General features: G+C 46.7%; 20 protein-coding genes. 11 read left to right on the forward strand and 9 right to left on the reverse strand.

Going from position 1 to position 22,083, the window contains the following annotated elements:
• Window positions 1–65 precede the first annotated feature (65 nt).
• The 9 genes from AC060N_RS18390 to glmM form a co-directional block, all read right to left on the reverse strand.
• Window positions 66–776 carry a tRNA1(Val) (adenine(37)-N6)-methyltransferase gene (locus tag AC060N_RS18390; RefSeq protein ID WP_479524998.1) on the reverse strand — a complete coding sequence of 237 codons (711 nt, stop codon included), beginning with the start codon at window positions 774–776 and terminating at the stop codon, window positions 66–68.
• A gap of 4 nt (window positions 777–780) precedes the next feature.
• Window positions 781–1,548, reverse strand: coding sequence for a TIGR02757 family protein (locus AC060N_RS18395; protein WP_479524999.1), 768 nt, complete (start codon window positions 1,546–1,548; stop codon window positions 781–783).
• Window positions 1,549–1,553: 5 nt separating this feature from the next.
• A complete protein-coding gene (locus tag AC060N_RS18400; protein WP_479525000.1) occupies window positions 1,554–2,225 on the reverse strand; it encodes an ABC transporter ATP-binding protein in 672 nt (223 codons plus the stop codon).
• Window positions 2,226–2,278: 53 nt separating this feature from the next.
• Window positions 2,279–3,265 carry a calcium/sodium antiporter gene (locus AC060N_RS18405; RefSeq protein WP_479525001.1) on the reverse strand — a complete coding sequence of 329 codons (987 nt, stop codon included), beginning with the start codon at window positions 3,263–3,265 and terminating at the stop codon, window positions 2,279–2,281.
• 134 nt (window positions 3,266–3,399) lie between these two features.
• On the reverse strand, window positions 3,400–3,678 hold the full coding sequence (locus AC060N_RS18410; RefSeq protein ID WP_106540541.1) for a Sec-independent protein translocase subunit TatA/TatB: 279 nt from the start codon (window positions 3,676–3,678) through the stop codon (window positions 3,400–3,402).
• 138 nt (window positions 3,679–3,816) lie between these two features.
• Complete coding sequence (gene secDF / locus AC060N_RS18415; RefSeq protein WP_479525002.1) at window positions 3,817–6,831, reverse strand: protein translocase subunit SecDF; 3,015 nt, start codon at window positions 6,829–6,831, stop codon at window positions 3,817–3,819.
• 151 nt (window positions 6,832–6,982) lie between these two features.
• On the reverse strand, window positions 6,983–7,423 hold the full coding sequence (locus tag AC060N_RS18420; protein WP_479525003.1) for a retropepsin-like aspartic protease: 441 nt from the start codon (window positions 7,421–7,423) through the stop codon (window positions 6,983–6,985).
• 61 nt (window positions 7,424–7,484) lie between these two features.
• Window positions 7,485–8,420, reverse strand: coding sequence for a malate dehydrogenase (mdh, locus tag AC060N_RS18425; protein WP_479525004.1), 936 nt, complete (start codon window positions 8,418–8,420; stop codon window positions 7,485–7,487).
• A 296-nt stretch (window positions 8,421–8,716) separates the two neighbouring features.
• Complete coding sequence (gene glmM / locus AC060N_RS18430) at window positions 8,717–10,108, reverse strand: phosphoglucosamine mutase (RefSeq protein WP_479525005.1); 1,392 nt, start codon at window positions 10,106–10,108, stop codon at window positions 8,717–8,719.
• Window positions 10,109–10,136: 28 nt separating this feature from the next.
• Here glmM and AC060N_RS18435 point away from each other — a divergent pair, with 28 nt between their 5' ends.
• The 11 genes from AC060N_RS18435 (at window position 10,137) to AC060N_RS18485 (ending at window position 22,000) form a co-directional block, all read left to right on the forward strand.
• Window positions 10,137–10,268 carry a hypothetical protein gene (locus AC060N_RS18435; RefSeq protein WP_479525006.1) on the forward strand — a complete coding sequence of 44 codons (132 nt, stop codon included), beginning with the start codon at window positions 10,137–10,139 and terminating at the stop codon, window positions 10,266–10,268.
• Between the two features lie 131 nt (window positions 10,269–10,399).
• On the forward strand, window positions 10,400–11,758 hold the full coding sequence (locus AC060N_RS18440; RefSeq protein WP_479525007.1) for a pseudouridine synthase: 1,359 nt from the start codon (window positions 10,400–10,402) through the stop codon (window positions 11,756–11,758).
• A 70-nt stretch (window positions 11,759–11,828) separates the two neighbouring features.
• The gene (locus tag AC060N_RS18445) at window positions 11,829–12,317 is read left to right on the forward strand and encodes an RNA polymerase sigma factor (RefSeq protein ID WP_106540547.1); all 489 of its coding nucleotides are present in this window, start codon (window positions 11,829–11,831) and stop codon (window positions 12,315–12,317) included.
• Entirely contained in the window at window positions 12,317–12,997 is a 681-nt protein-coding gene (locus AC060N_RS18450; protein ID WP_479525008.1) for a hypothetical protein, read from the forward strand. The genes AC060N_RS18445 and AC060N_RS18450 overlap by 1 nt, the downstream gene beginning before the upstream one ends.
• Window positions 12,972–15,419, forward strand: a complete 2,448-nt coding sequence (locus AC060N_RS18455) for a DUF5686 and carboxypeptidase-like regulatory domain-containing protein (protein WP_479525009.1) — start codon at window positions 12,972–12,974, stop codon at window positions 15,417–15,419. Before AC060N_RS18450 ends, AC060N_RS18455 begins: the two co-directional genes overlap by 26 nt.
• 109 nt (window positions 15,420–15,528) lie before the next feature.
• On the forward strand, window positions 15,529–16,413 hold the full coding sequence (gene era, locus AC060N_RS18460; protein ID WP_463229916.1) for a GTPase Era: 885 nt from the start codon (window positions 15,529–15,531) through the stop codon (window positions 16,411–16,413).
• 16 nt (window positions 16,414–16,429) lie between these two features.
• Window positions 16,430–17,737 carry a ribosome biogenesis GTPase Der gene (der, locus tag AC060N_RS18465; protein WP_479525010.1) on the forward strand — a complete coding sequence of 436 codons (1,308 nt, stop codon included), beginning with the start codon at window positions 16,430–16,432 and terminating at the stop codon, window positions 17,735–17,737.
• Window positions 17,738–17,746: 9 nt separating this feature from the next.
• Window positions 17,747–18,361 carry an HNH endonuclease gene (locus tag AC060N_RS18470; RefSeq protein ID WP_479525011.1) on the forward strand — a complete coding sequence of 205 codons (615 nt, stop codon included), beginning with the start codon at window positions 17,747–17,749 and terminating at the stop codon, window positions 18,359–18,361.
• Window positions 18,358–19,020, forward strand: a complete 663-nt coding sequence (locus AC060N_RS18475) for a hypothetical protein (protein ID WP_479525012.1) — start codon at window positions 18,358–18,360, stop codon at window positions 19,018–19,020. The genes AC060N_RS18470 and AC060N_RS18475 overlap by 4 nt, the downstream gene beginning before the upstream one ends.
• Before the next feature lie 146 nt (window positions 19,021–19,166).
• On the forward strand, window positions 19,167–20,000 hold the full coding sequence (locus AC060N_RS18480) for an aldo/keto reductase (protein ID WP_479525013.1): 834 nt from the start codon (window positions 19,167–19,169) through the stop codon (window positions 19,998–20,000).
• A gap of 266 nt (window positions 20,001–20,266) precedes the next feature.
• On the forward strand, window positions 20,267–22,000 hold the full coding sequence (locus AC060N_RS18485) for a DEAD/DEAH box helicase (RefSeq protein WP_106540554.1): 1,734 nt from the start codon (window positions 20,267–20,269) through the stop codon (window positions 21,998–22,000).
• Window positions 22,001–22,083 lie beyond the last annotated feature (83 nt).

A 22,083-nucleotide genomic window follows, 5' to 3' on the forward strand; every position in this document is an offset into this window, starting at 1 on the left:
AGGGATGAAAATATTTTTGTTGGCTAAAAATAAGAAACAGCCGGAGAATGTCCGGTATTTCCTTTTTAAAGTTTTAGATAATAGTCTTTTGTCAAAGCCCGGTAGGCTTCCGTGTAATTTCCATTGGCATCGCGGATGCACAGTTCGCTTACCTGACGGTCACCCGGCTTTTTACTGAATTCCAACAAAACACGATTGGCTGGTTTTCCTTCCCGGGGAATCACATTGAGTACTTTTACCAGGTAAAATCCACTCAAGCGCGCCGTCTCCCTGAATTCATCGTACGCGTCGGACGGGATGATAACAGACAGTCTGCCTTCCGGCGAAAGCTTTGTAACTGCGCCGTCAATCAATTCGGAGAAGGACAAATTTTCATGATGCCGGGCAGATGTTCGGTTCTTATCCGGTGAAAGCAGGGAGTTTGCAAAAAAAGGCGGATTGCTGACAATTAAATCATACTGGTCGGGCATTTCGTCGATGAACTCCTGGAAAGAAGAATGAAAAACAGTTACCCGGTCGGACCATGGCGAGGCCACCACATTTTGATTCGCTTCGCAAAATGCCACAGGCTCAATCTCCACCGCGTCAACAACGGCGTCCGAGCGTTGTGCCAGCATCAATGCTACCAAACCGGTTCCGGCCCCGACATCCAGAATGTTTTTGGCTCCGGATACATCGGTCCATGCACCGAGAAGGACACCATCGGTTCCCACCTTCATAGCTGCCTTTTCCTGTTTAACTGTAAACTGTTTAAAGGTAAATGACTTTGATTCCATTGGTTTAAAATTTCTCAAACACGCCCAGACCAAACAGGGCAAAATCGTATTTTACCGGATCGTCCCGATCGAAATCCCGCAGCCGGGAAGTCAGTTCGTCTACCGCCTTCCAGTCGTTCTGCTTCCGCTTCAACAGGCCCAGCTTTCGCGCCACGTTACCCGAATGTACATCCAATGGCATCATCAGCGCCGAGGTTGGAATATCTTTCCATAATCCGAAATCAACTCCGGTGAAATTATCCCGCACCATCCAACGCAAAAACATATTGATGCGCTTGGCCGAAGAGCCTTTTAACGGATTGGCGACATGTTTCTCTGTTCGCTTTTCCGGCTGGTAACTCAGAAATTTTTCCCGGAAACGCACGATACCTGCCATCATATTTCCATCCTGCTGAAATCCTTCCGTGAATAGTGTTTCCAAACTACTCCCGCTTCGGTAAATTTCGCTTAAAGCATGGAGAAAATAGCGACAATCGGTTCCGTTAAACGTGCGATGCACAAATTCGTCGAACCGCTCAAAATCCGACGTTCCGTTTTTTGTGATGAATTCGAAAGGCCGGTTGTCCATCCAATCCATCAGTTTCGAAGCGTTGCGAATAATAGTTGAACGCTGTCCCCATGCAATGGTCGCAGCCAAGAATCCTGCTATTTCGATGTCCTCCTTACGGGAAAAAAGTCGCGGAATGGAAAGGGGATCGGTTTCGATAAACCGTGGGCGGTTATAAAAAAGATATTTTTCGTCGAGAAAGTTTTTCAGTTCCTGCTCGGTCATGCTCCTCAGTTCTCAATCACACCATCGCGAATGCGCAACATCCGGTCGGTGGTTTTGGCAAAATGTTCGTCATGCGTAACAATGATGAACGTCTGCTTAAATTTTTCTTTCAACTGGTAGAATAGCGAGAAAAGATCTTCCTGGTTACGGGAATCCAGGTTTCCGGAAGGTTCGTCCGCCAGTATCACCGAAGGATCGTTAATCAACGCCCGGGCAACAGCCACCCGCTGCTTCTCACCTCCCGACAACTCCGACGGTTTGTGATGAAACCGGTCTTTCAGGTCGAGACTTTCCAGCAACTCCTGCGCCTTAGCCTCTACCTCTTTCCGATCACGCTTCGAAATATATCCGGGAATACAGACATTCTCGAAAGCTGTAAATTCAGGAAGCAGGTGGTGAAACTGGAAAACAAAACCTATTTCGCGGTTCCGGAAACGGGAAAGCTCCCGCTCGCCCATCTTAAATACTTCCTTTTGATTGATGTGAACTTTTCCGCCGTCAGGTTTTCCCAGGGTACCCAGAATTTGCAGCAACGTTGTTTTTCCGGCACCGCTGGCACCAACAATCGCCACCACTTCTCCCTGGTAAACTTCCAACGATACTTTTTTCAACACCTGCAAATCCCCAAACGACTTGGTGATATTGGTTGCCTGTAATATGATGTTCTTCTTACTCATTTTTGTCTTTAATCACCGCTTTTTCGCGTTAGCTAAAAGTACCGAAAAAAACCTTAGATAATGGAAACGACGTAAACAACGTAAAATATGAAAAGCAAAAACCCTTCGATTCGTAGCAGATGTCCGCCTTCCAAATTCCGAAGCGCTGATAAATTGTGCCACCCGGATTCACGCAATACAGCTAAATTCTTCCGCAAGGGAATAACAAATAACAATAGGGCGAGCGCAAAACCAAGCATCCAGATAACATCGATTCTGAACGAAGCAAATTCGACGGGAATAGGATGAATGGCAGCAGTCAAACCAATTACTCCGAGCAAATTGAAAATATTGGACCCGATGATGTTCCCAATGGAAATGTCGGCTTCCTTTTTAATAGCCGCCATGACCGATGCAGCGAGTTCCGGAAGACTGGTTCCGAATGCGACTACCGTGATGGAAATAATCCGCTCGGTCACGCCCAGGCTTCGGGCGATGGTCGACGCGCCTTCAATCAATATGCGTGAGCCAAAAGCCAATGCCACAACCGAGGCCGCAATAATCAGAAAACCTACCGGGATGGAATAACGTGGCGGAAGAATTTCATGTGCTTCTTTCTGCCTCCTCGACCGCTGAAAGCTTTTCCAGATGAACCAAAGCAGAGCGACAAAAAAGAAAATTCCTTCCACGCGGCCAACCTGTCCGTTCATGATGAACAGATAAAACAGAATGCTGGCAATAAACATCACCGGCCACGCAAACCGGATCGTTTCCCGCTTCACGGGCATCACCATTAGTGTTCCGGTAAGTCCCAATACCAAAGCAATGTTGGCAATATTCGAACCTACCACGTTTCCGATGGAAATTTCGGGGTGACCGGAAATAGCTGCATCCAAACTCACGATAAACTCGGGAGCCGACGTACCAAACGCTACAACCGTAATTCCGATAACCAGCGTCGAAACTTTAAAATGACGGGCCAGACTTACGCCTCCCCTCACCAACAAATCTCCGCCGGTAAGCAACAGAATCAAACCACCTAATAACTTCAGATATTCCACAAAGGATGTTTAAGTAGTATTTTGTTTTATTTCTCTTCTATAAAATAAAAACCTCCTTTCGCTCCGTGGCGAAAAGAGATCTCCTACATTAAAAACAACAGATGTCGACACCTTACGGTTTACCCGACAAGACATCATTTCTTCTTATCCTCAAGCTCTTCCTCTATTTTCCGGCTAAGCTTGTTGGATTCACTATTGACCGAATCGGTAAAATTATTGACGTCCTTCTTGATGTCTGAGGTATGGCTCTCGAACTCACGCTGAATATCACTTGTTGCTTTCTTGAATTCGCGCATACCTTTTCCTAACGTCCGCGCAATCTCAGGAATACTGTTCGCTCCGAAAAACAGCAGCGCCAGCAACAGGACAAGAACCAACTCTGAACCACTCACAAAGAGCAACACATTCCCCATAGTAATTGATTTTGAACAAATATAACATTCATCTGCCAATTGTCATCGCCCCAAATCAGATTTTAAATCTGCATCATAAAAAAAGCCCGATCACCAATGTGACCGGGCATATCTTAAAAGAGAAGTCTCTTTATTTTCTTACTTTTTCCCCTTCTTGGTAGCAATACGTTTCACTGTATCGTATACAATCGGAGTTGCAATGAATACCGAAGAATAGGTACCGACAACCACACCCATCATCAATGCGAAGGTAAATCCTTTGATGGAAGTACCACCGAACAGGAAGATGGCCAGCAATACCACGAAGGTAGAAAGTGATGTACTAAACGTACGACGCAGCGTACTGTTAATAGCAGAGTCCATCACATCTTTTCTATCGTGCTTCGGATGGAGGTGGAGGTACTCACGGATACGGTCAAATACAACCACTGTATCGTTTATGGAGTAACCAAGCACCGTTAGAATGGCGGCAATGAAGGCCTGGTCTACCTCCAGCGAGAACGGTAACCATCCATCGAACAGGGCAAACATTCCCAGCACAATGAAACTATCGTGCGCCAATGCGACAATCGCACCAAGAGAATACTGCCACTGACGGAATCGTATTAAGATGTAGAGGAAGATGATAACCAGCGCAAAGAAGATGGATATCAAAGCATCCTTTCGAATATCATCCGAAATGGTTGGTCCGACTTTCTGCGAACTCATCCGGTAATTGGCCAGGAAGTCCTTTTCCGAAGTATTCGCCGGAAGGAAGGATTTCACCCCATCGTACAACTTCGCTTCAATATCGGCATCGACATTGTTTCCATCCTCATCGATACGATAGTCGGTTGTGATACGTACCTGGTTATCACCACCGAAGGTTTTCACCTCAGGAGCAGAACCAAATTCAGGTGTCAGGGCATTCATCACTTTCTCAACCTGAACCGGATGTTCAAATCGAACTACGTATGTACGACCTCCTTTGAAGTCGATACCATAATTCAGCCCTTTGAATACCAAGGCAAACAGTGCAATGGCAATCATCGTTCCGGAAACGCCGTAGAAAATCTTCCGCTTGTCGAGGAATTTAATTGTCGGATTCCTCAGCCATTCGGCGGTCATCGATGCAACGAATTTGATTTTGCGATCTTTCGCTAACCAACGTTCAAAAATCAGTCGGGTAATAAAGATAGCAGTGAACATCGATGTCAGGATACCGATAATAAGCGTGGTAGCAAAACCTTTAATCGGACCAGAACCAAACAGGTAAAGTACAACACCAGTCAGCAACGTAGTTACCTGACCGTCGATAATCGCTGAATAAGCATTCCGGTAACCGTCCTGGATGGCGAGCTTCATTCCCTTACCGGCTTTCAGCTCTTCCTGAACACGTTCATAAATCAGCACGTTCGCATCCACCGACATACCGATGGTCAATACGATACCCGCGATTCCCGGTAGGGTAAGCACAGCACCTAACGATGCCAGAATACCAATAATATAGAAGAGGTTCGCTATCAGCGCAACGTTGGCAACCATACCAGCGCTTCCGCTGTAGAAGAACAACATATAAAGAAGGATGAGCACAAAGGCAATCACGAACGACCACATACCGCTGCGAATCGATTCTTTACCCAGTGTCGGTCCTACAATTTCTTCCTGAACAATATGTGCCGGGGCCGGCATTTTCCCTGACTTCAGCATGTTTGCAAGGTCCTTCGCCTCATTTACCGAGAAGTTTCCGGTAATAGAAGAACGACCTCCGGTGATTTCACCCTGTACTGTCGGGAACGACTGAACCAGACCGTCGAGCACAATTGCGATGGACTTACCCACATTTTCGCGTGTCAGACGAGCCCATGTTTTTGCTCCTTCGCTGTTCATCGTCATGGTCACCTCGCTGGTGGCGCGGTTTTGACCAAATTCCTGGCGTGCGTCGGTGATTGCATCCCCGGTAAGCGGCGCTTTACCATCACGGTTGGTCACTTTCAATGCAACCAACTGATAGTAATTGCCTTCCTTATCCATTGGCTTCGCCGTCCAGCGGAACATCATGTTGCGCGGGAAAATGGAACGAATCTGCGGCATTTTCAGATACTTATCAACTCGAGCAGTATCTTTAAAGTGCGCATAACCTACAACCGGACCACGGAACAATTGTCCGTCGCGTGAGGTATTCGGCGACAAAACGGAGAAGAGCGGGAAGTTCTTAGCAATATCGGCAGCTGAACCGGCAGCAAGCGAGTCTTTACTTTGTGCTTTGTCCAATTCATTCAACAACCCGGTACCAGTAGTATCTTTCTTCGCTTCCGCTGTTTTACCTGCAGGTGCTGCTTCAGCAGTTTCTGTTTTCTGCGTAGTATCCTGAGCAACCTGGTTTTCACCGGTCTCATTCATTTCACGCAAACGCTGGTTGGCTTTCAACAGATAAGGATATACCTCGCTGTTTTCCCAGGTCTCCCAGAACTCCAACTTCGCAGTTCCTTCCAACAGCTTCCGTACACGATCTGCATCTTTTACACCCGGCAATTCAATCAGAATACGACCTTCGGTTTGCAACTTCTGAATGTTCGGCTGAGCAACACCAAAACGGTCGATACGATTACGCAGAATATTGAAGGCATTATCGATGGCACTATCGGTCTCTTTCCTGATAACCTGCAATACCTGTGCGTTGGTCGAATTGTAATTCACCTTATCACGCAGGTCAACCGTATTAAAGATGGCCGCCAAACGACCATTCGGATCAATCTGTTCGAAAGATTGTCCAAAAAGGGTTACGAAATCTTCCTGGCTGTTTTTCTGGCGCTCTTCCGCCATTTTCAGCGCAGCAACAAATGTTGAATCTTTGCTGTAGTTAGCCAACGAACGAATCAGATCCGGAACCGAAATCTCCAGGGTTACGTTCATACCACCTTTCAGGTCAAGACCGAGGTTCATCTCGTATTCTTTCACTTCACGGTAAGTATATTTACGAATTCCCAGGAAATTAAATACGGGCTGTCCGGCAACTGAATCGAGATAATACGTTTCACGTTGAGGATTCCCGTTTGCGTACTCCAGAGCATCCTTCTCGACCTGTTTGGCCTTGAAAGTAAAGGTTAGCTGGTAAACACAAATTAAGGCTAGCAGGATTGCAAAAAGCCTTATCAATCCTTTATTCTGCATTGGGATATCAGTTTAATTTTCCTATGTAATTTGACAATTTTATACGTTTTCAGCTTAGCACGCAAAGATATTTATTTTTTTCTGAATACAATGGTTTTCACGGGAGCAATGCCCGTTATGTCAGATGCCTCGCAACACATGGAAGCGAATGTTATGCAAACTCCTCCTCACCCGGCAAATTTAATATGAGCTGCTGCTGACCATAATCAATAACTGCCTTGTACCGAATCAGGAAGTCCGAGCCCAACAATCCGACAATCTGCTTATCCGAAAAACGGGCATATTCCTGATTGATGTGGGTCAGATCAATCAACGCGATTGTCAGCGATCCAAAATCGAACTGCCCTAACCACAGCTCACTAATCTCTCCCGAAGCCGTTTCGACCAAATCTTTCCCCAGTCCGGTGGCTTGCTTCACCGGATGTTCGTCGGGGTGGTAGTGCAAATCCAGACTTTTGTCGAAAACCGATTTCGATGCACCGGAATCGATCACCCACCAGCCAATACATTTGTCTTCGAAACGAGCCTGCACCAGGGGATGGTATGTTCCCGTTTCCAGTTCGCACAGTTCAATCGGAATAATTATTTCCATAATGGAGGCATAAAAAAGGGGAACCTGTTTCAGTTCCCCTTTCCATATAAATATGTATTGATTACTTGCTGTTCAGTTTGTCGAGAACACTCATTACTTCGCGAACATGACCTTCACTCTCTTTCAGCATAGCCATTTCATCGTCGTTCAGTTCGAGCTCAATCACTTTCTCGATACCGTTTTTACCCAAAATAACCGGTACTCCGAGGTAGCAGTTGTCGATACCATACTCGCCTTCCAGTTTTACACAAACCGGGAATACGCGACGCTGGTCTTTTACAATTGCTTCAACCATTTGAGCTGCCGCTGCACCAGGAGCATACCATGCTGAGGTACCCATCAGTTTCACGAGCTCGCCACCACCAGTCTTAGTGCGCTGTACAATAGCATCCAGTTTTTCTTTGTCAATCATTTCGGTAACCGGAATACCGGCAACGGTAGTATAACGTGGCAGCGGAACCATGGTATCACCGTGACCCCCCATCAGAACTGCCTGAATTTCTTTCGGAGAAACATTCAGCGCTTCAGCCAGGAAAGCACGATAACGAGCAGTATCCAGAATACCTGCCATACCCATTACTTTGGTACGCGGGAATTTCGAAGTCAGGTGTGCCTGATAAGTCATTACATCCAACGGGTTGGATACAATAATAATAGTGGCTTCCGGTGAATGCTTAATTACATTCTCGGTAACCGATTTTACGATCCCAGCATTGGTTTCAATCAAATCGTCGCGGCTCATTCCGGGTTTACGCGGAAGTCCTGACGTAATCACAACTACATCCGAACCAGCGGTTTTGGAATAATCGTTCGATACACCTACCGTACGGGTATCATATACATTGATGGGAGCTTTTTCCCAAATATCGAGGGCTTTTCCTTCTGCCAATCCCTCTTTAATATCGACCAGAATTACTTCGTTTACCACTTCGCGGTAAGCTAATACATCGGCGCAAGTTGCGCCAACATTTCCTGCACCTACTACAGTAACTTTCATAAACCTTGCAATTAAGAATTCAGTTATCAATCAGTTTCTATACTTTTTCTAAAAAGCAAACAAATATAACCAGAATAGGATGTAATCAAAAGGATTTTTGCTACGCTTTCGAAATGAAAAGAAGTAGCAACACCACTGCCTTACAGGTAAATCCGCATGTTCCTTTCATCCCCGAGCTTATCTTTATTCATTAGAAATAAGAAGAGTTCGGTTGGAAGACTTTTATAAAAAGAAAAAGCCGACTCCATTCATGACAACGGAATCAGCTTCCCTCTATCTTAATATAAGTAAAGCGATTAGTTAGCCACGATCGCTTTTATTTCACCCATAATTTTCTCTGCCAATGCTTCCGCTTTTTCCATGCTTTTGCCTTCGGAATAAACCCGGATAATCGGTTCGGTGTTCGACTTGCGCAAATGCACCCACTCGTCAGCAAAATCAATCTTTACACCGTCCACATCGGTCACCTGCTCATGCTGGTATTTTTCCTTCATAGCTACCAATACAGCATCCACATTGATATCGGGAGTCAGCTCAATTTTATTCTTCGAAATGAAATAGTTGGGATATTGCGCCCTCAACTCCGAACATTTCTTGCCTGATTTTGCCAGATGCGTCAGGAACAAACCAATGCCGACCAATGCATCGCGCCCGTAATGACTGGCCGGATAGATGACTCCGCCGTTTCCTTCACCACCGATAACCGCTCCGGTTTCTTTCATCAATATAGTAACATTCACTTCGCCAACAGCCGAAGGCGCATATTTGCCGTTGTGTTTTTCGGTGATATCGCGCAGTGCCCGTGAAGAAGACAGATTGGAAACCGTATTGCCGGGCGTTTGACTCAGCACATAGTCGGCAACCGCCACCAAAGTATATTCTTCGTTGAACATGCTCCCATCCTCGTTGATGATGGCCAGACGATCGACATCCGGATCGACCACAAAACCGATATCCACACCTTTTTCCCGAATAATCGCCGAGGTCTCCTGCAGGTTTTCAGGGATAGGTTCAGGGGTGTGAGCAAAATGTCCGTGTGGCTCACAGTTGATTTCTACGACATCGGCCACGCCCAGCGCTTTCAACATCGCTGGAACAGCCACCCCGCCAACCGAGTTGACTGCATCGACAGCTACTTTGAATTTCGCTGCCCGGATGGCTTCCACGTCCACCAAATCGAGATCCAGCACGTGCTGAACATGATATTTAGTGTAATCCTTCACTGTTTCCACTCCCAAATCATCCACTTCAGCAAAATAAAAATCTTCTTTATCAGCAATACTCAACACCGTTTTACCGGCAGCATCATCGAGGAATTCGCCTTTATTGTTCAGCAATTTCAGCGCATTCCATTGTTTCGGATTATGGCTGGCTGTCAGAATAATTCCACCGTCAGCATTTTCTGCAGTAACCGCCAATTCGGTCGTCGGAGTTGTAGCCAAACCAATATTGATCACGTCAGCTCCCATTCCCAGAAGGGTTCCGGACACCAACGAATTAACCATCTTCCCCGAGATTCGGGCATCGCGCCCCACAACAATGCGCAGTTTTCCCTCGCTGGTTTGATTATTCTTCGCCCAGGTACAATAGGCGGCAGTAAATTTGACCACATCGAGCGGACTTAATCCCTCGCCAGGCACTCCACCAATGGTGCCCCTTATTCCTGAAATGGATTTGATCAGTGTCATAAAAGTGGATTGTTTTATTTTGGATTGAATGAGCAAAATTGCCGAAAAAGGGTTTCATTTCAAAGAAAAAATGGGGTTCCGTATTGCCTTATCTACGGGCCTTGGTTTTGCTTCAAGCGAGACGAATCTTTCCAGAAAGAACATTCAACAACCTAACTAATTGATTAACTTTTTATTTCACCACATATTATTTTCATGTTAAATACATTTAATCGCCATAATTCTTACCGTGATATCCGAATTTTTTCGAACTTTGCACCGATTTTTAAACAGTTCACAGAACATACTGAAATGACAAAAAGAGAAAGAGGACAGGACCGCCCACAAAAGCGGACCGTCGGAGGAAGAAGCAGTAACCGTATAGGCACAAACAAAGGTACCGAGCGAGTAGGAAAGCGCAAACGGATTGCAGGAGCAACAGGCTCAACAAACAGCAACAGACCTGGTCGATTCTCAGGCCCCAGAGATGCTGAAAGAAATGAAAGACCCAGCCGTTTCTCAAGACAGGGAAGTACGGAAAGAAGCGAAAGACCCAACCGACATTCAGGAACTGAAGGCTCGGAAAGAAGAGTAAATCCAAAGCATTTTTCAAGAACTGAGCGCCCCGAAAGAGGTGAACGTCCCAATCGTTTTTCCAGAAACGAAGGTTCAGACAGGAGTGAATATTCCGATAGAAGAGATTCGCGCTTCGGCCGCGACAACCGCCGCTCTGATAATTCCGGCTACCGCAAAAACGATCGTTTTTCAGGAAGAAATGAAGAAAGAGGAGACCGTCGCCAAAGAAGAGACGGTGGAAAAGGTGTCAATCGCCCCGATTCCGATCGCTACCTGAATAAGGACGGAAAAGTTATCCGCGGCCGGTTTGGTGAAAAAAACCTGCGAAACAAACGCGCCGGTCGGACAGACCGCATACAGAGTGTCAAGCGGGAAAATGATGGCAGTATTCGCCTCAACCGTTTTATTGCTAACGCTGGTATTTGCTCTCGAAGAGAAGCTGATACCTTTATCGCTTCGGGCGTGGTAACCGTTAACGGGAAACCGGTGACTGAAATGGGAGTCCGGGTAAAACCCGGCGACGATGTACGCTTTAACGGTCAACGCATTTCCGCTGAGCGAAAAGTTTACGTTTTACTGAATAAGCCGAAAGGTTTTGTCACGACCGTTGATGATCCGCACGCGGACAAAACCGTGATGGACCTGGTAAGAAGTGCCTGCCCGGAACGAGTTTATCCGGTAGGACGACTCGACAAAACAACGACGGGACTGCTGCTTTTCACCAACGATGGCGAGATGACTAAACGGTTGACGCATCCGAAATACAACCGCAAAAAAATCTATCACGTTCATCTTGACAAAAACGTCAGCAAAAACGACCTGCAGCAAATTGTCGATGGGGTAACACTGGAAGATGGCTTTGTGGCCGCCGATTCGGTTAGTTACGTGGAACCGGAAGATAAAAAGCAGGTAGGAATCGAGATTCACTCGGGTAAAAACCGCGTGGTACGACGTATTTTCGCCCACCTGGGGTACAAAGTAGAAAAACTTGACCGCGTATATTTCTGCGGATTAACTAAGAAAAATCTGCCTCGGGGCAAATGGCGCTTTCTATCTGAAGACGAAGTTAACTTCCTAAAAATGGGCTCATTTTAAGGCAGATTTTCATTTTTCGTCTATCTTAGTGTAATTCAAACTTCACAGGTAAGACTTATACTTTAGCAAATTGGATCGGGAATTTCTGCGAAAAATATCTGATAACCAGGGAATCATCCACAAGGTCACAGGCATTTACTGTGATAATCCCGAGGATCGAAAAGATCTTTTTCAGGAAATCCTGATTCAGCTATGGAAGTCATACGAATCCTTCCGTAACGAATCGAAATTCTCCACATGGATGTACCGCGTTGCACTCAACACTGCCATTACGGCATTTAAGAAGGCATCGCGTCATCCATTGGGTAACCAGGTTGAGTCGGTTAATTTTCAACTGGCTGCGGAAGAGTACGACTACGAATTTGAGGAAAATTTAAAGTTGCTCCATAAAGCGATCGAACAATTGACAGGGGTGGAAAAATCGATCATTTTGCTTTATCTGGAGGACAAAAAATACGAAGAGATAGCTGAAATTACGGGGATTACTCAGAATTACGTCCGGGTGAAAATGAACCGTATTAAGAAAAAACTGAAAGCGATTTTAAACGTGGATGCCTGATGGAACTATCCGAACTGAAAACAGCGTGGAAGAAAGTGGCCGATCGCTCGGCTGATGAAAACAGGCTTGAAGAAGACCAGCTCAGGGAAATTTTGTCTAATCGGGGCAAAGGCATTATTTCCCGGCTCGACCGGAATGTAAAAATCGGTTTTGGCCTGCTGGCACTCTTTATTTTGCTGACTTTCATCGATAAGCTGCTGCCCAATTCGATACTGAACAACGGCATGTTCGAAGAGGTACCTCAACCACCGGTCTGGTTATTGTTCTCCGGATGGATTGTCAGCATTTTCATTGCCTTTACTTTTATCTCATTTGCCTGGAAATATTACCGGGTAAACGTCCCGCACCTGGCTGCCGACCACTTACCCACAGCACTCAACAAGTTGCTGATTGTTTTGGGGACCTTCAAAAAACAGTTCTACCTGGCACTTTTTCTGTTCATCTTCGAGGCGGGCCTCTCCTTTGCCATCGGAATGTATCACGGTTATACTTCTGTGAGTGAAACGCTGGGAGATTCGTTCATGCTGGTCGCATTGGTTATCATTATCATGCTATTCATCCTCGGCGTTTTTGTCGCTATTCTTACCTTTATATTCCACCTGGGATTCAAAAACCTTTACGGGAAATATCACCAACAACTGAAGGACACCCTTCATGAGCTTAACGAACTCGAAGATTAACCGAATTATTAGATTAGTCATCACCGGGTGGGCCTTATTGCTTGCCCTACCGTTGCATGCCCAAACTATCTCCGGACGGGTGCTCGATGAAGAAACGGGTGAACCCCTTCCTTTTGTCAATATCGTGTACAATTCCCGGCAGGAAGGAACGGTAAGCAACATCGACGGCTACTTCACTGTCCCTTCTGCGAAAGCGGCCTACCTTCGGGTGAGTTACATGGGCTACCGCACGCAGTACCTCGACAAACAACATTTGCTGCAAAAACCTCTGCTTATTCGCTTGCTGCCAACCGAAATCCAACTACAAGCTGTAAATGTCTTTCCCGGAAAGAATCCGGCAGAGACCATTATGGAGAAAGTTCTTCGTAACCGGAAGAAGAACGATCCGGATGAGCTAAATGGTTATCGCTACACCGCTTACAATCGCTTCTGGATTACAACCGAACGAACGAAGAAAACATTGTTTCCAACTGATACAACAGCCATTCGGTTACTTCAACGCTCGAAGAAACAACACCTTTTTTTGATAGAAACTATTAGCCGGAAAAATACAGAGAAACCCAACCGCGAGCACGAAGAGATTTTGCAATCCCGTGTATCCGGAATTCAGAATCCGTCATTCATGCTGCTGGCTACACAGTTGCAGTCTTTTTCCGTTTACCGGAATCAATTCCAACTGCTCAACCAGGAGTTCCTATCACCGCTTAGCCGGAATGCCATCCGGAATTACCTGTTCCTGCTGCGCGATACAATTTATTCACCGGAAGGTGACTCGCTTTTCGTAATTTCCTTTCAGCCGAGAAAAAATAGAAATTTCAACGGGATGACCGGAACACTGCACATCAACAGTAATGGTTACGCCGTGGAGACGTTTCTTTCACGACCTGCGCATATAGAGAAAGGCACGCCGGAAATCAACATCCGCCAAAAATATAACCGCCTGCCTGATGGACACTGGTTCCCACTGGAACTGGACACTGAACTGAAATTCCATCTGAACGAATTGCCCGGCGCCAAATCGTCGGACAGTACATTAAACAAATTACAGCTGGTCGGGAAAAGCCGAACCTACCTGATGCAGCGGGAGGCAAACCCCATTTTTACAGCGAAGGACTTCCCGAAGAATGCTGTTACCTTTTCAGGAGACAAACAACCGCTTCCGGCCAATTTGCAGCAATTCCGGGAAAGTCATACCAGTCCGCTCGACGCCGAGACGTACCGGGTAATCGACAGCCTGGGACGGGCGAGCCATTTGGAGCAAAAATTGCAAACCTTCAAATCCGTCATCAATGGAAAAGTACCGCTGGGACCGATCGACTGGGACTGGAAACGACTGGTGAGTTACAACCGTTACGAAGGCCTCAAGCTCGGCCTTGGGCTCGAAACCAATTCCGGACTTTCCCGCTATTTCAGCATTGGAGGATACGGAACGTACGGTTTTCAGGATAAAAAAATACGCCATGGAGAGTGGCTGAACCTGTTTCCATCCGGCTACCGTGATTTGCGATTGCAGTTCAGATATCAAGATGAAAACATGGAAATCGGCGGCAATGATTTTCTGGAAACACGGGATCTGTTTCAGCCGGAATTTTTTCGCGACCTGCTCATACGACACATGTATGCCACCCGAGTTTATTCGGCAAAGTTTTTGTTCCGTCCGTTACAAACGTTAAAAATTCAGTTGACTGGCGACGCTTCCGATAACCGCTTCAGCGTGATTGGATCTGATTCCGTTCAGAAATATAAACTCAGCCGCGTTGGTATTCAGTTAAGGTTTGCTCCGGGCGAAAAAACCTACAAAGCACCCGACGGCATCTATACTTTCAAGCCGGCAGCAAGCGAGTGGTTCCTGAATGCCTACCGGGGCGTTCCCTGGCTCGACGGGCAACACTCATATACTAAACTGGAGCTGAAAGGTCGGATGAAGTTCATGCTGACACCTTCCGGTGCAACACATCTGACAATTAAAGCGGGAGACGTAACCGGCGATGTTCCGTACCCGGAACTGTTCAACGGCAACGGAAGTTACACATCAAACTTTGCGTTACTGGCCCCCTACTCTTTTGCGACCATGCGCATGAATGAGTTTACTTCGAACCAATATGCTGCTGTGTTCATCCGGCAAAGTCTGGGAAAACTGTTCATGCATAGCAACACGGGGTTTCACCCGGAAATCCTGCTGGTTCAAAATGCCGGAGTTGGAAAACTGGACGACAAGTACCGAAATGCTTACCAACCGTCCCCGGTCGATTTTCGCAAAGGATACCTGGAGTCCGGACTCGAACTGGACAACCTGTTACCAACGGGCTTGCTGAGCTATGGTCTGGGGGTTTATTACCGTTACGGTCCTTATGCATTGCCCAATTCTTCTGATAACTGGGCATTCAAAATCGGGCTGTTCCTGAATTTCCAGAAACAGTAATCAGATATATTGTTAAGACTAAATGAATATTCTTCCGGCTACCGATAACCGATGCCGGGATAAAGCGATATTATTATCTTTGTACCAAAATTTTAAGAAGAGTAAACGTATGGGACATAAATCCGGATTTGTCAACATTATCGGAAATCCGAATGTAGGAAAATCAACCCTGATGAACGCGATGGTAGGTGAAAAGCTATCCATTATCACGTCGAAAATGCAGACGACGCGTCACCGCATCAAGGGAATTGTGAACGGCGAGGATTTCCAGATCATCTACTCCGACACGCCCGGTATCCTGAAACCGAATTACAAGTTGCAGGAATCAATGATGAAATTCGTTTCGACGGCTCTTGTCGATGCGGATATCATCCTCTATGTCACCGACGTTGTGGAAGATTTCGAGAAGAATAAAGAATACATCGAAAAAATCAGTGAGACGGATGTTCCGGTGCTGGTGCTGGTGAATAAAATCGACTTGTCGAACCAGGAACAAGTGGTGGAAAAGATGGAGCGCTGGCGCGAATTGTTGCCAAAGGCCGAAGTGATTCCCATGTCTGCTACTGAGAACTTCAATACAGATGTCATTTTCGATCTCATCCTGAAGTTGTTGCCCGAAGGTCCTCCTTTCTTCCCGAAGGATGAACTGACCGACCGGAATGAACGTTTTTTCGCCCAGGAAATCATCCGCGAAAAGATTTTGCTGAATTACCAGAAAGAGGTTCCCTACTCGGTAGAGATTGAAGTGGAATCTTTCAAGGATGAAGAAGATATTCTTCGCATTGATGCAGTGATTTATGTAGCCCGCGACAGCCAGAAAGGAATCATCATCGGGCACCAGGGGAAAGCCCTGAAAAAAGTGGGAACCGAGGCCCGCAAGGACATGGAAGAATTCTTCGGGAAAAAAGTATTTTTGCAGCTTTATGTGAAAGTCGCCAAAGAGTGGCGCGACAAAGAGAACATGCTGAGAAACTTCGGATACGAGTTTCAGTAAACAGGAAGACCATTAAATGAGCAATATAGTAGCTATAGTTGGACGGCCCAACGTGGGAAAATCAACCCTTTTTAACCGATTAACCGAATCACGGAAGGCCATTGTGGATGATGAGTCAGGCGTAACCCGCGACCGTATCTACGGCAAGGTGCTGTGGAACGGAGTCGAGTTTTCAATCATCGACACCGGAGGTTATGTTTCCGGCTCCGATGATATATTCGAAGATAGCATCCGTCAACAGGTGCACGTGGCCATCGAAGAGGCCGATGTGATCCTGTTTGTGGTAGATGTGGAAGCCGGCATTACCGACTTGGACGATTCGGTTGCCCAAATGCTCCGCAGAGTGAGTAAGAAGGTGCTGTTGGTTGTGAACAAAGTGGACAACAACCAGCGGGCGATGGAAGCCGCCGAGTTTTATGCGCTAGGACTGGAAGAGCTTCACACGGTCTCGTCAGTGAATGGTTCCGGAACCGGCGATCTGCTCGACTCGGTCGTTAATATCCTGCCGAAAGATGCAGAAGATGAGGAAGAAGAAACCATTCCGAAAATTGCCATCGTCGGACGACCCAACGTAGGAAAATCGTCGACCATTAATACCCTTGTCGGGGAAGAGCGACACATCGTTACCGACATTGCCGGAACCACCCGTGATTCCGTTTCGCAGCGTTACAACAAGTTCGGATACGACTTTATCCTCATCGATACGGCCGGATTGCGGAAGAAGAAAAATGTGCGGGAAGATCTCGAATTCTATTCTGTACTTCGTTCCGTCCGGACTATTGAAGATGCCGATGTGTGTATCCTCCTGCTCGACGCTACGCGTGGCGTGGAAGGTCAGGATGTCAACATCTTCAACCTGATTGCCCGGAATAAAAAGGGAGTGGTTGTCGTTGTGAACAAATGGGACCTGATTGAAAAGGACAACCACACGATGGAGCAATTCCGTCGGAAAGTGCTGGAACGCTTTGAGCCGTATACCGACATCCCGATCGTATTCACATCAGCAGTCACCAAGCAGCGTATCTTCAAAGCACTGGAAGAGGCACTGCATGTGTACGACAACCGGACGCAACGCATCCCGACGTCCCAGCTGAACGATGTTATGCTGAAAGCTATCGAGGCCTATCCGCCGCCAGCTTACAAAGGGAAATACATTCGCATCAAATATGTCACCCAGCTCCCGACGTATTCACCGGCATTTGCCTTCTACTGCAACCTGCCGCAATATGTTCGCGACCCGTATAAACGATACCTGGAAAATAAAATCAGGGAAAACTTCGATTTCACAGGAGTCCCGATTCAGATATTTATGCGAAAGAAATAGCAGGCAACCATGATCAAAAACTATCCTGGCGAAAAGTGGAAAGAGATAAACATGGAGGAGGGCGCCCTCCGCATGCGTTATGCCATCTCCAGTTACGGCAGGATAGCCAGTTTTACTGAATCGCTGAAAAACGATGGCGAGCTGCGAAAAGGCGGATTGATTGGCGGTTATCCGTCGCTTCCACTTCGCCCTTTCGGGAAACCCAAAACATTTTACATCCACAAACTTGTGGGCGAATATTTCCTGCACGAAACTCGCGACGGAAAAACCCACATCATCCACCTCGATTACAACAAGCAGAATAACCACATCGACAATCTACGGTGGGCGACTAAATCCGAAATGATCGCTCACCAACAGGACAACCCGGCTGTGCTGGAAGGACGGGAAAAGAAGAAAGCCCGTAAAACCCAAAAAGGACACAAACTGACTTCCACGCAGGTGTTACTCATCAAAAAGAAGATTTTCGACCCGAACCGGAAAACCCGCATGAAGATGATTGCCAAACAGTTTGGCATCAGCGAGATGCAACTCTACCGAATCAAGTCAGGCGAGAACTGGGCACACGTAAAGGAAGATGAGAGCCGGAGTAATGAAAACAAAAAAGGAACGGAGGCGCAATGAGAGAATTCGTCGCCGCCATATTTTTCCTGCTTTTGATACCTGTAGCTACGCAGGCACAGGATCAAAAATCGATGCACAAATCCGGGAAAGATACCCCAATTGCGCTTACCGGGAAGAAACACCGGAAATTCAAATCGGTTGATCAACTACCGCTCACCTACCGCAAAGCCGCCCGGATTGCACTCAGCTATTACCCCGAACTGAAAAACACCCGCATCATTTTCCGGGAAAAGAACATCAAAACAACAATGGCTACCCGACCACGCATGGACTTTCTGTTCCACCGTAAAGGAAAACGGGTATACTGTATTTTTCTCGATACCAGGGTGAAAAATAAAGATGGCCTCTTACCTTCTGAGGTACCGTTTCATGCCCTGGTTGGTCTGTTTGGTCATGAGCTGGCACACATCATCGATTACAAACATAAGAGTGCCATCGGTATTGTAACCACCGGAATTCGTTACATGGGGCATCACTACCGTGAAGAACTGGAGAATGCAACCGACCGGGAAACCATTTCACGTGGCCTAGGCTGGCAATTGTATGACTGGTCGGAGTTTGTATTGGAAGCACCGGATGTGTCGGAAAAATACAGGGAATACAAAGAGAAGTATTACTATGATCCGGCTCAACTAAAGAAGATCATCCGGCATCAGTAATTCCACCCTAAACCACGCTATCTTCAATGTTGAATGTTTCACAAACATCCTGAGCCTACCTCTTTTTCTCCTGCCTTTCGTTAACATTTCAGCAATTCTACTGTTAGTTTTCATAGAAGACATCAAATATTAAATGATTAAATCATATGGATATTACTGATTTACAAGGAACCGTTACGTTGAGTAACAAAGTGGAAATGCCCTATTTCGGATTGGGTGTTTTCCAGTCGGAAGAAGGTGAAGAAGTAATGAACGCGGTGAAGTGGGCTATCGAAGCTGGTTATCGCCATGTGGATACGGCAGCGTTGTACCGCAACGAAAAAGGCGTGGGACAGGCTATCCACGAAAGCGGTATCGATAGGAAGGAAATGTTTGTTACTTCTAAGGTCTGGAACTCCGACCAGGGATACGACCAAACATTGAAAGCTTTTGACACCAGCATGAACAAGTTGGGCTTCGATTACCTTGACCTGTACCTGGTTCACTGGCCGGTGAGCGGAAAGTACAAGGACACCTGGAAAGCGCTCGAAAAACTATACAAGGACGGGAAAGTGCGCGCGATTGGTGTTTCCAACTTCATGCAACATCACCTCGAAGAACTGATGCAGGATGCGGAAATCATGCCGATGGTCAACCAGGTGGAATTTCACCCAAGGTTAGTGCAACAGGAACTGGTTGATTTCTGCCTGAAAAATAATATCCGCCACGAGGCATGGAGTCCGCTGATGCAGGGGAAAGTGCTGGACCTGCCCGAAATTAAAGCCATCGCAGAGAAATACGGAAAAAGTACAGCCCAGGTGGTTTTACGCTGGGACCTGCAGAAAGGAGTAATCACCATTCCGAAATCGGTCCACAAGGAACGCATTGTTAGCAATGCCGATATTTTCGATTTCTCACTCACTGATGAAGAGATGAAAACACTCGATAGCCTGGACAAAGGTGAACGCAATGGCCCCGACCCAAACAATTTTGATTTTTAAAGCACAGAATTTCAAAGGTCACTCGGGATCGTGGCCTTTTTCTTTCTTTTCATTGCGCCTGATAAAACATAACAGCGTCCTCAATCTCTCTTAATTGTTATGATTTGCCGTCTTCCCAAATATGATTGGCAATTCGCTCATATTTAATGAAAAATCGTTGTACATTTGCCCGACTTTTCCCGATAGGTTGGAAAAGAGTTAATGATTTGTGGCAGACTTGGTTTAACGGTTCGATTAAAGCGGGAAGGCCCAATTAAAATTTTTACATGATACAATTTGAAGAAATGGGCCTGGACCCCCGGATTATCAAAGGGATCCAAGAACTGGGATTTGAAGAACCCTCTCCGATTCAGGAGAAAATTATTCCACACTATTTACAGTCACCCGGCGATATGGTTGGTCTTGCACAGACCGGAACCGGTAAAACCGCTGCTTTTGGACTACCGGTATTGCAGAGCATCGACACCGATGTGAAAGTGCCCCAGGTACTGATTTTAAGTCCAACCCGTGAGTTGTGCGTACAGATAGCCCGCGAAATGGAGCTTTACGCGAAATACCTTCCGAAGGTGGATATTGTTTCGGTATATGGTGGTGCTGCCATCGAGCCACAAATTCGCGCATTGAAGAAGGGACCGCAGATTATTACGGCTACTCCCGGACGTATGCACGACATGGTTCGCAGGCGAAAAGTCGATCTGTCAAGCATTGATATTTTGGTGCTCGACGAAGCCGACGAAATGCTGAACATGGGCTTCCAGGAAGATTTGGATGCTATTCTGGCGGGAACTCCGTCAACCAAGCACACGTTGCTCTTCTCGGCCACGATGCCGAAAGAGGTGGCAACCATCGCGAAGAAATACATGACTTCGCCGGTGGAAATCACGGTAGGAAAGAAAAATGCAGGCGCCGATAATGTAAATCACATCTATCATATGGTGCATGCCCGCGACCGTTATGCGGCGCTCAAACGCGTAATGGATTTTCATCCTGATATTTACGGCATCGTATTTTGTCGTACCCGGATGGAGACCAAAGATGTGGCAGCCAAGCTAATTCAGGATAATTACAGCGCCGAAGCCCTGCATGGAGATTTGTCGCAAGCACAGCGCGATTTCGTGATGGAGAAATTCCGCACACGCGGCGTGCAAATGCTGGTTGCTACTGATGTTGCTGCCCGCGGCCTGGATGTGAATCATCTGACCCACGTTATCAACTACAACTTGCCCGACGATACCGAGAATTATACGCACCGAAGCGGTCGTACCGGTCGTGCCGGACGCTCCGGAACTTCCATCTCCATCATTCACATGAAGGAGCAGGGAAAAATCCGGATGATTGAGAAAACCATCGGGAAGAAATTCGAGAAAAAACCGGTTCCCGGCGGAGAAGCTATCTGTGAGCGACAGCTGTTGCATTACATCGACCGCGTGGCCGAGACAGAAGTGGACGATTCCCAGATTGAAGGGTACATGTCGGCCATTCACGAGAAACTGGAAGGACTCACCCGCGAAGAGCTTATCAAGCATTTCGTGTCGATGGAGTTCAACCAGCTGTTAAAATACTACCGTGAAACCGATGATTTGAATGCGGTAGAAGCTCCGGCAGGAAGAGAAGGTCGGGACGGCAGACAACGCAACAAGCGGGATAACCACAACGAAAAGAATATCCCGATGACCCGTTTCCATATCAATATCGGAAGCAAAAAAGGATTGAGTCCGAAAGATTTGATCGCCATTGCTGTAAGGGCCACCGGGAAACGTAACCTGGAAGTAGGCCGCATCGATTTGCTCCGCAACTTCTCGTTCGTGGAAATCGACAGCACACAGGCCGGTTCATTTGTTCAACAGGCTAAAAAGCTGACCTTCGACGGTATTCCAGTCGTGGCTACCGAATCGGACGAGCGCCCCCAACAGAAGCAACGCTTCAATGGTGACCGGCGTGGCAGAAGCGGAGGCGGAGGTGATTTCCGCAAAAGAAACGACCGAAAAAGAAGACGCTAAATCGTCTTATCATCATACCAAACCCGGAAATATTTTCCGGGTTTCTTTTTGCCAAAAAGAAAAGCCCCACCAATTATGGCAGG

The sequence above is a fragment of the Prolixibacter sp. DSM 2831 genome (assembly GCF_056493735.1).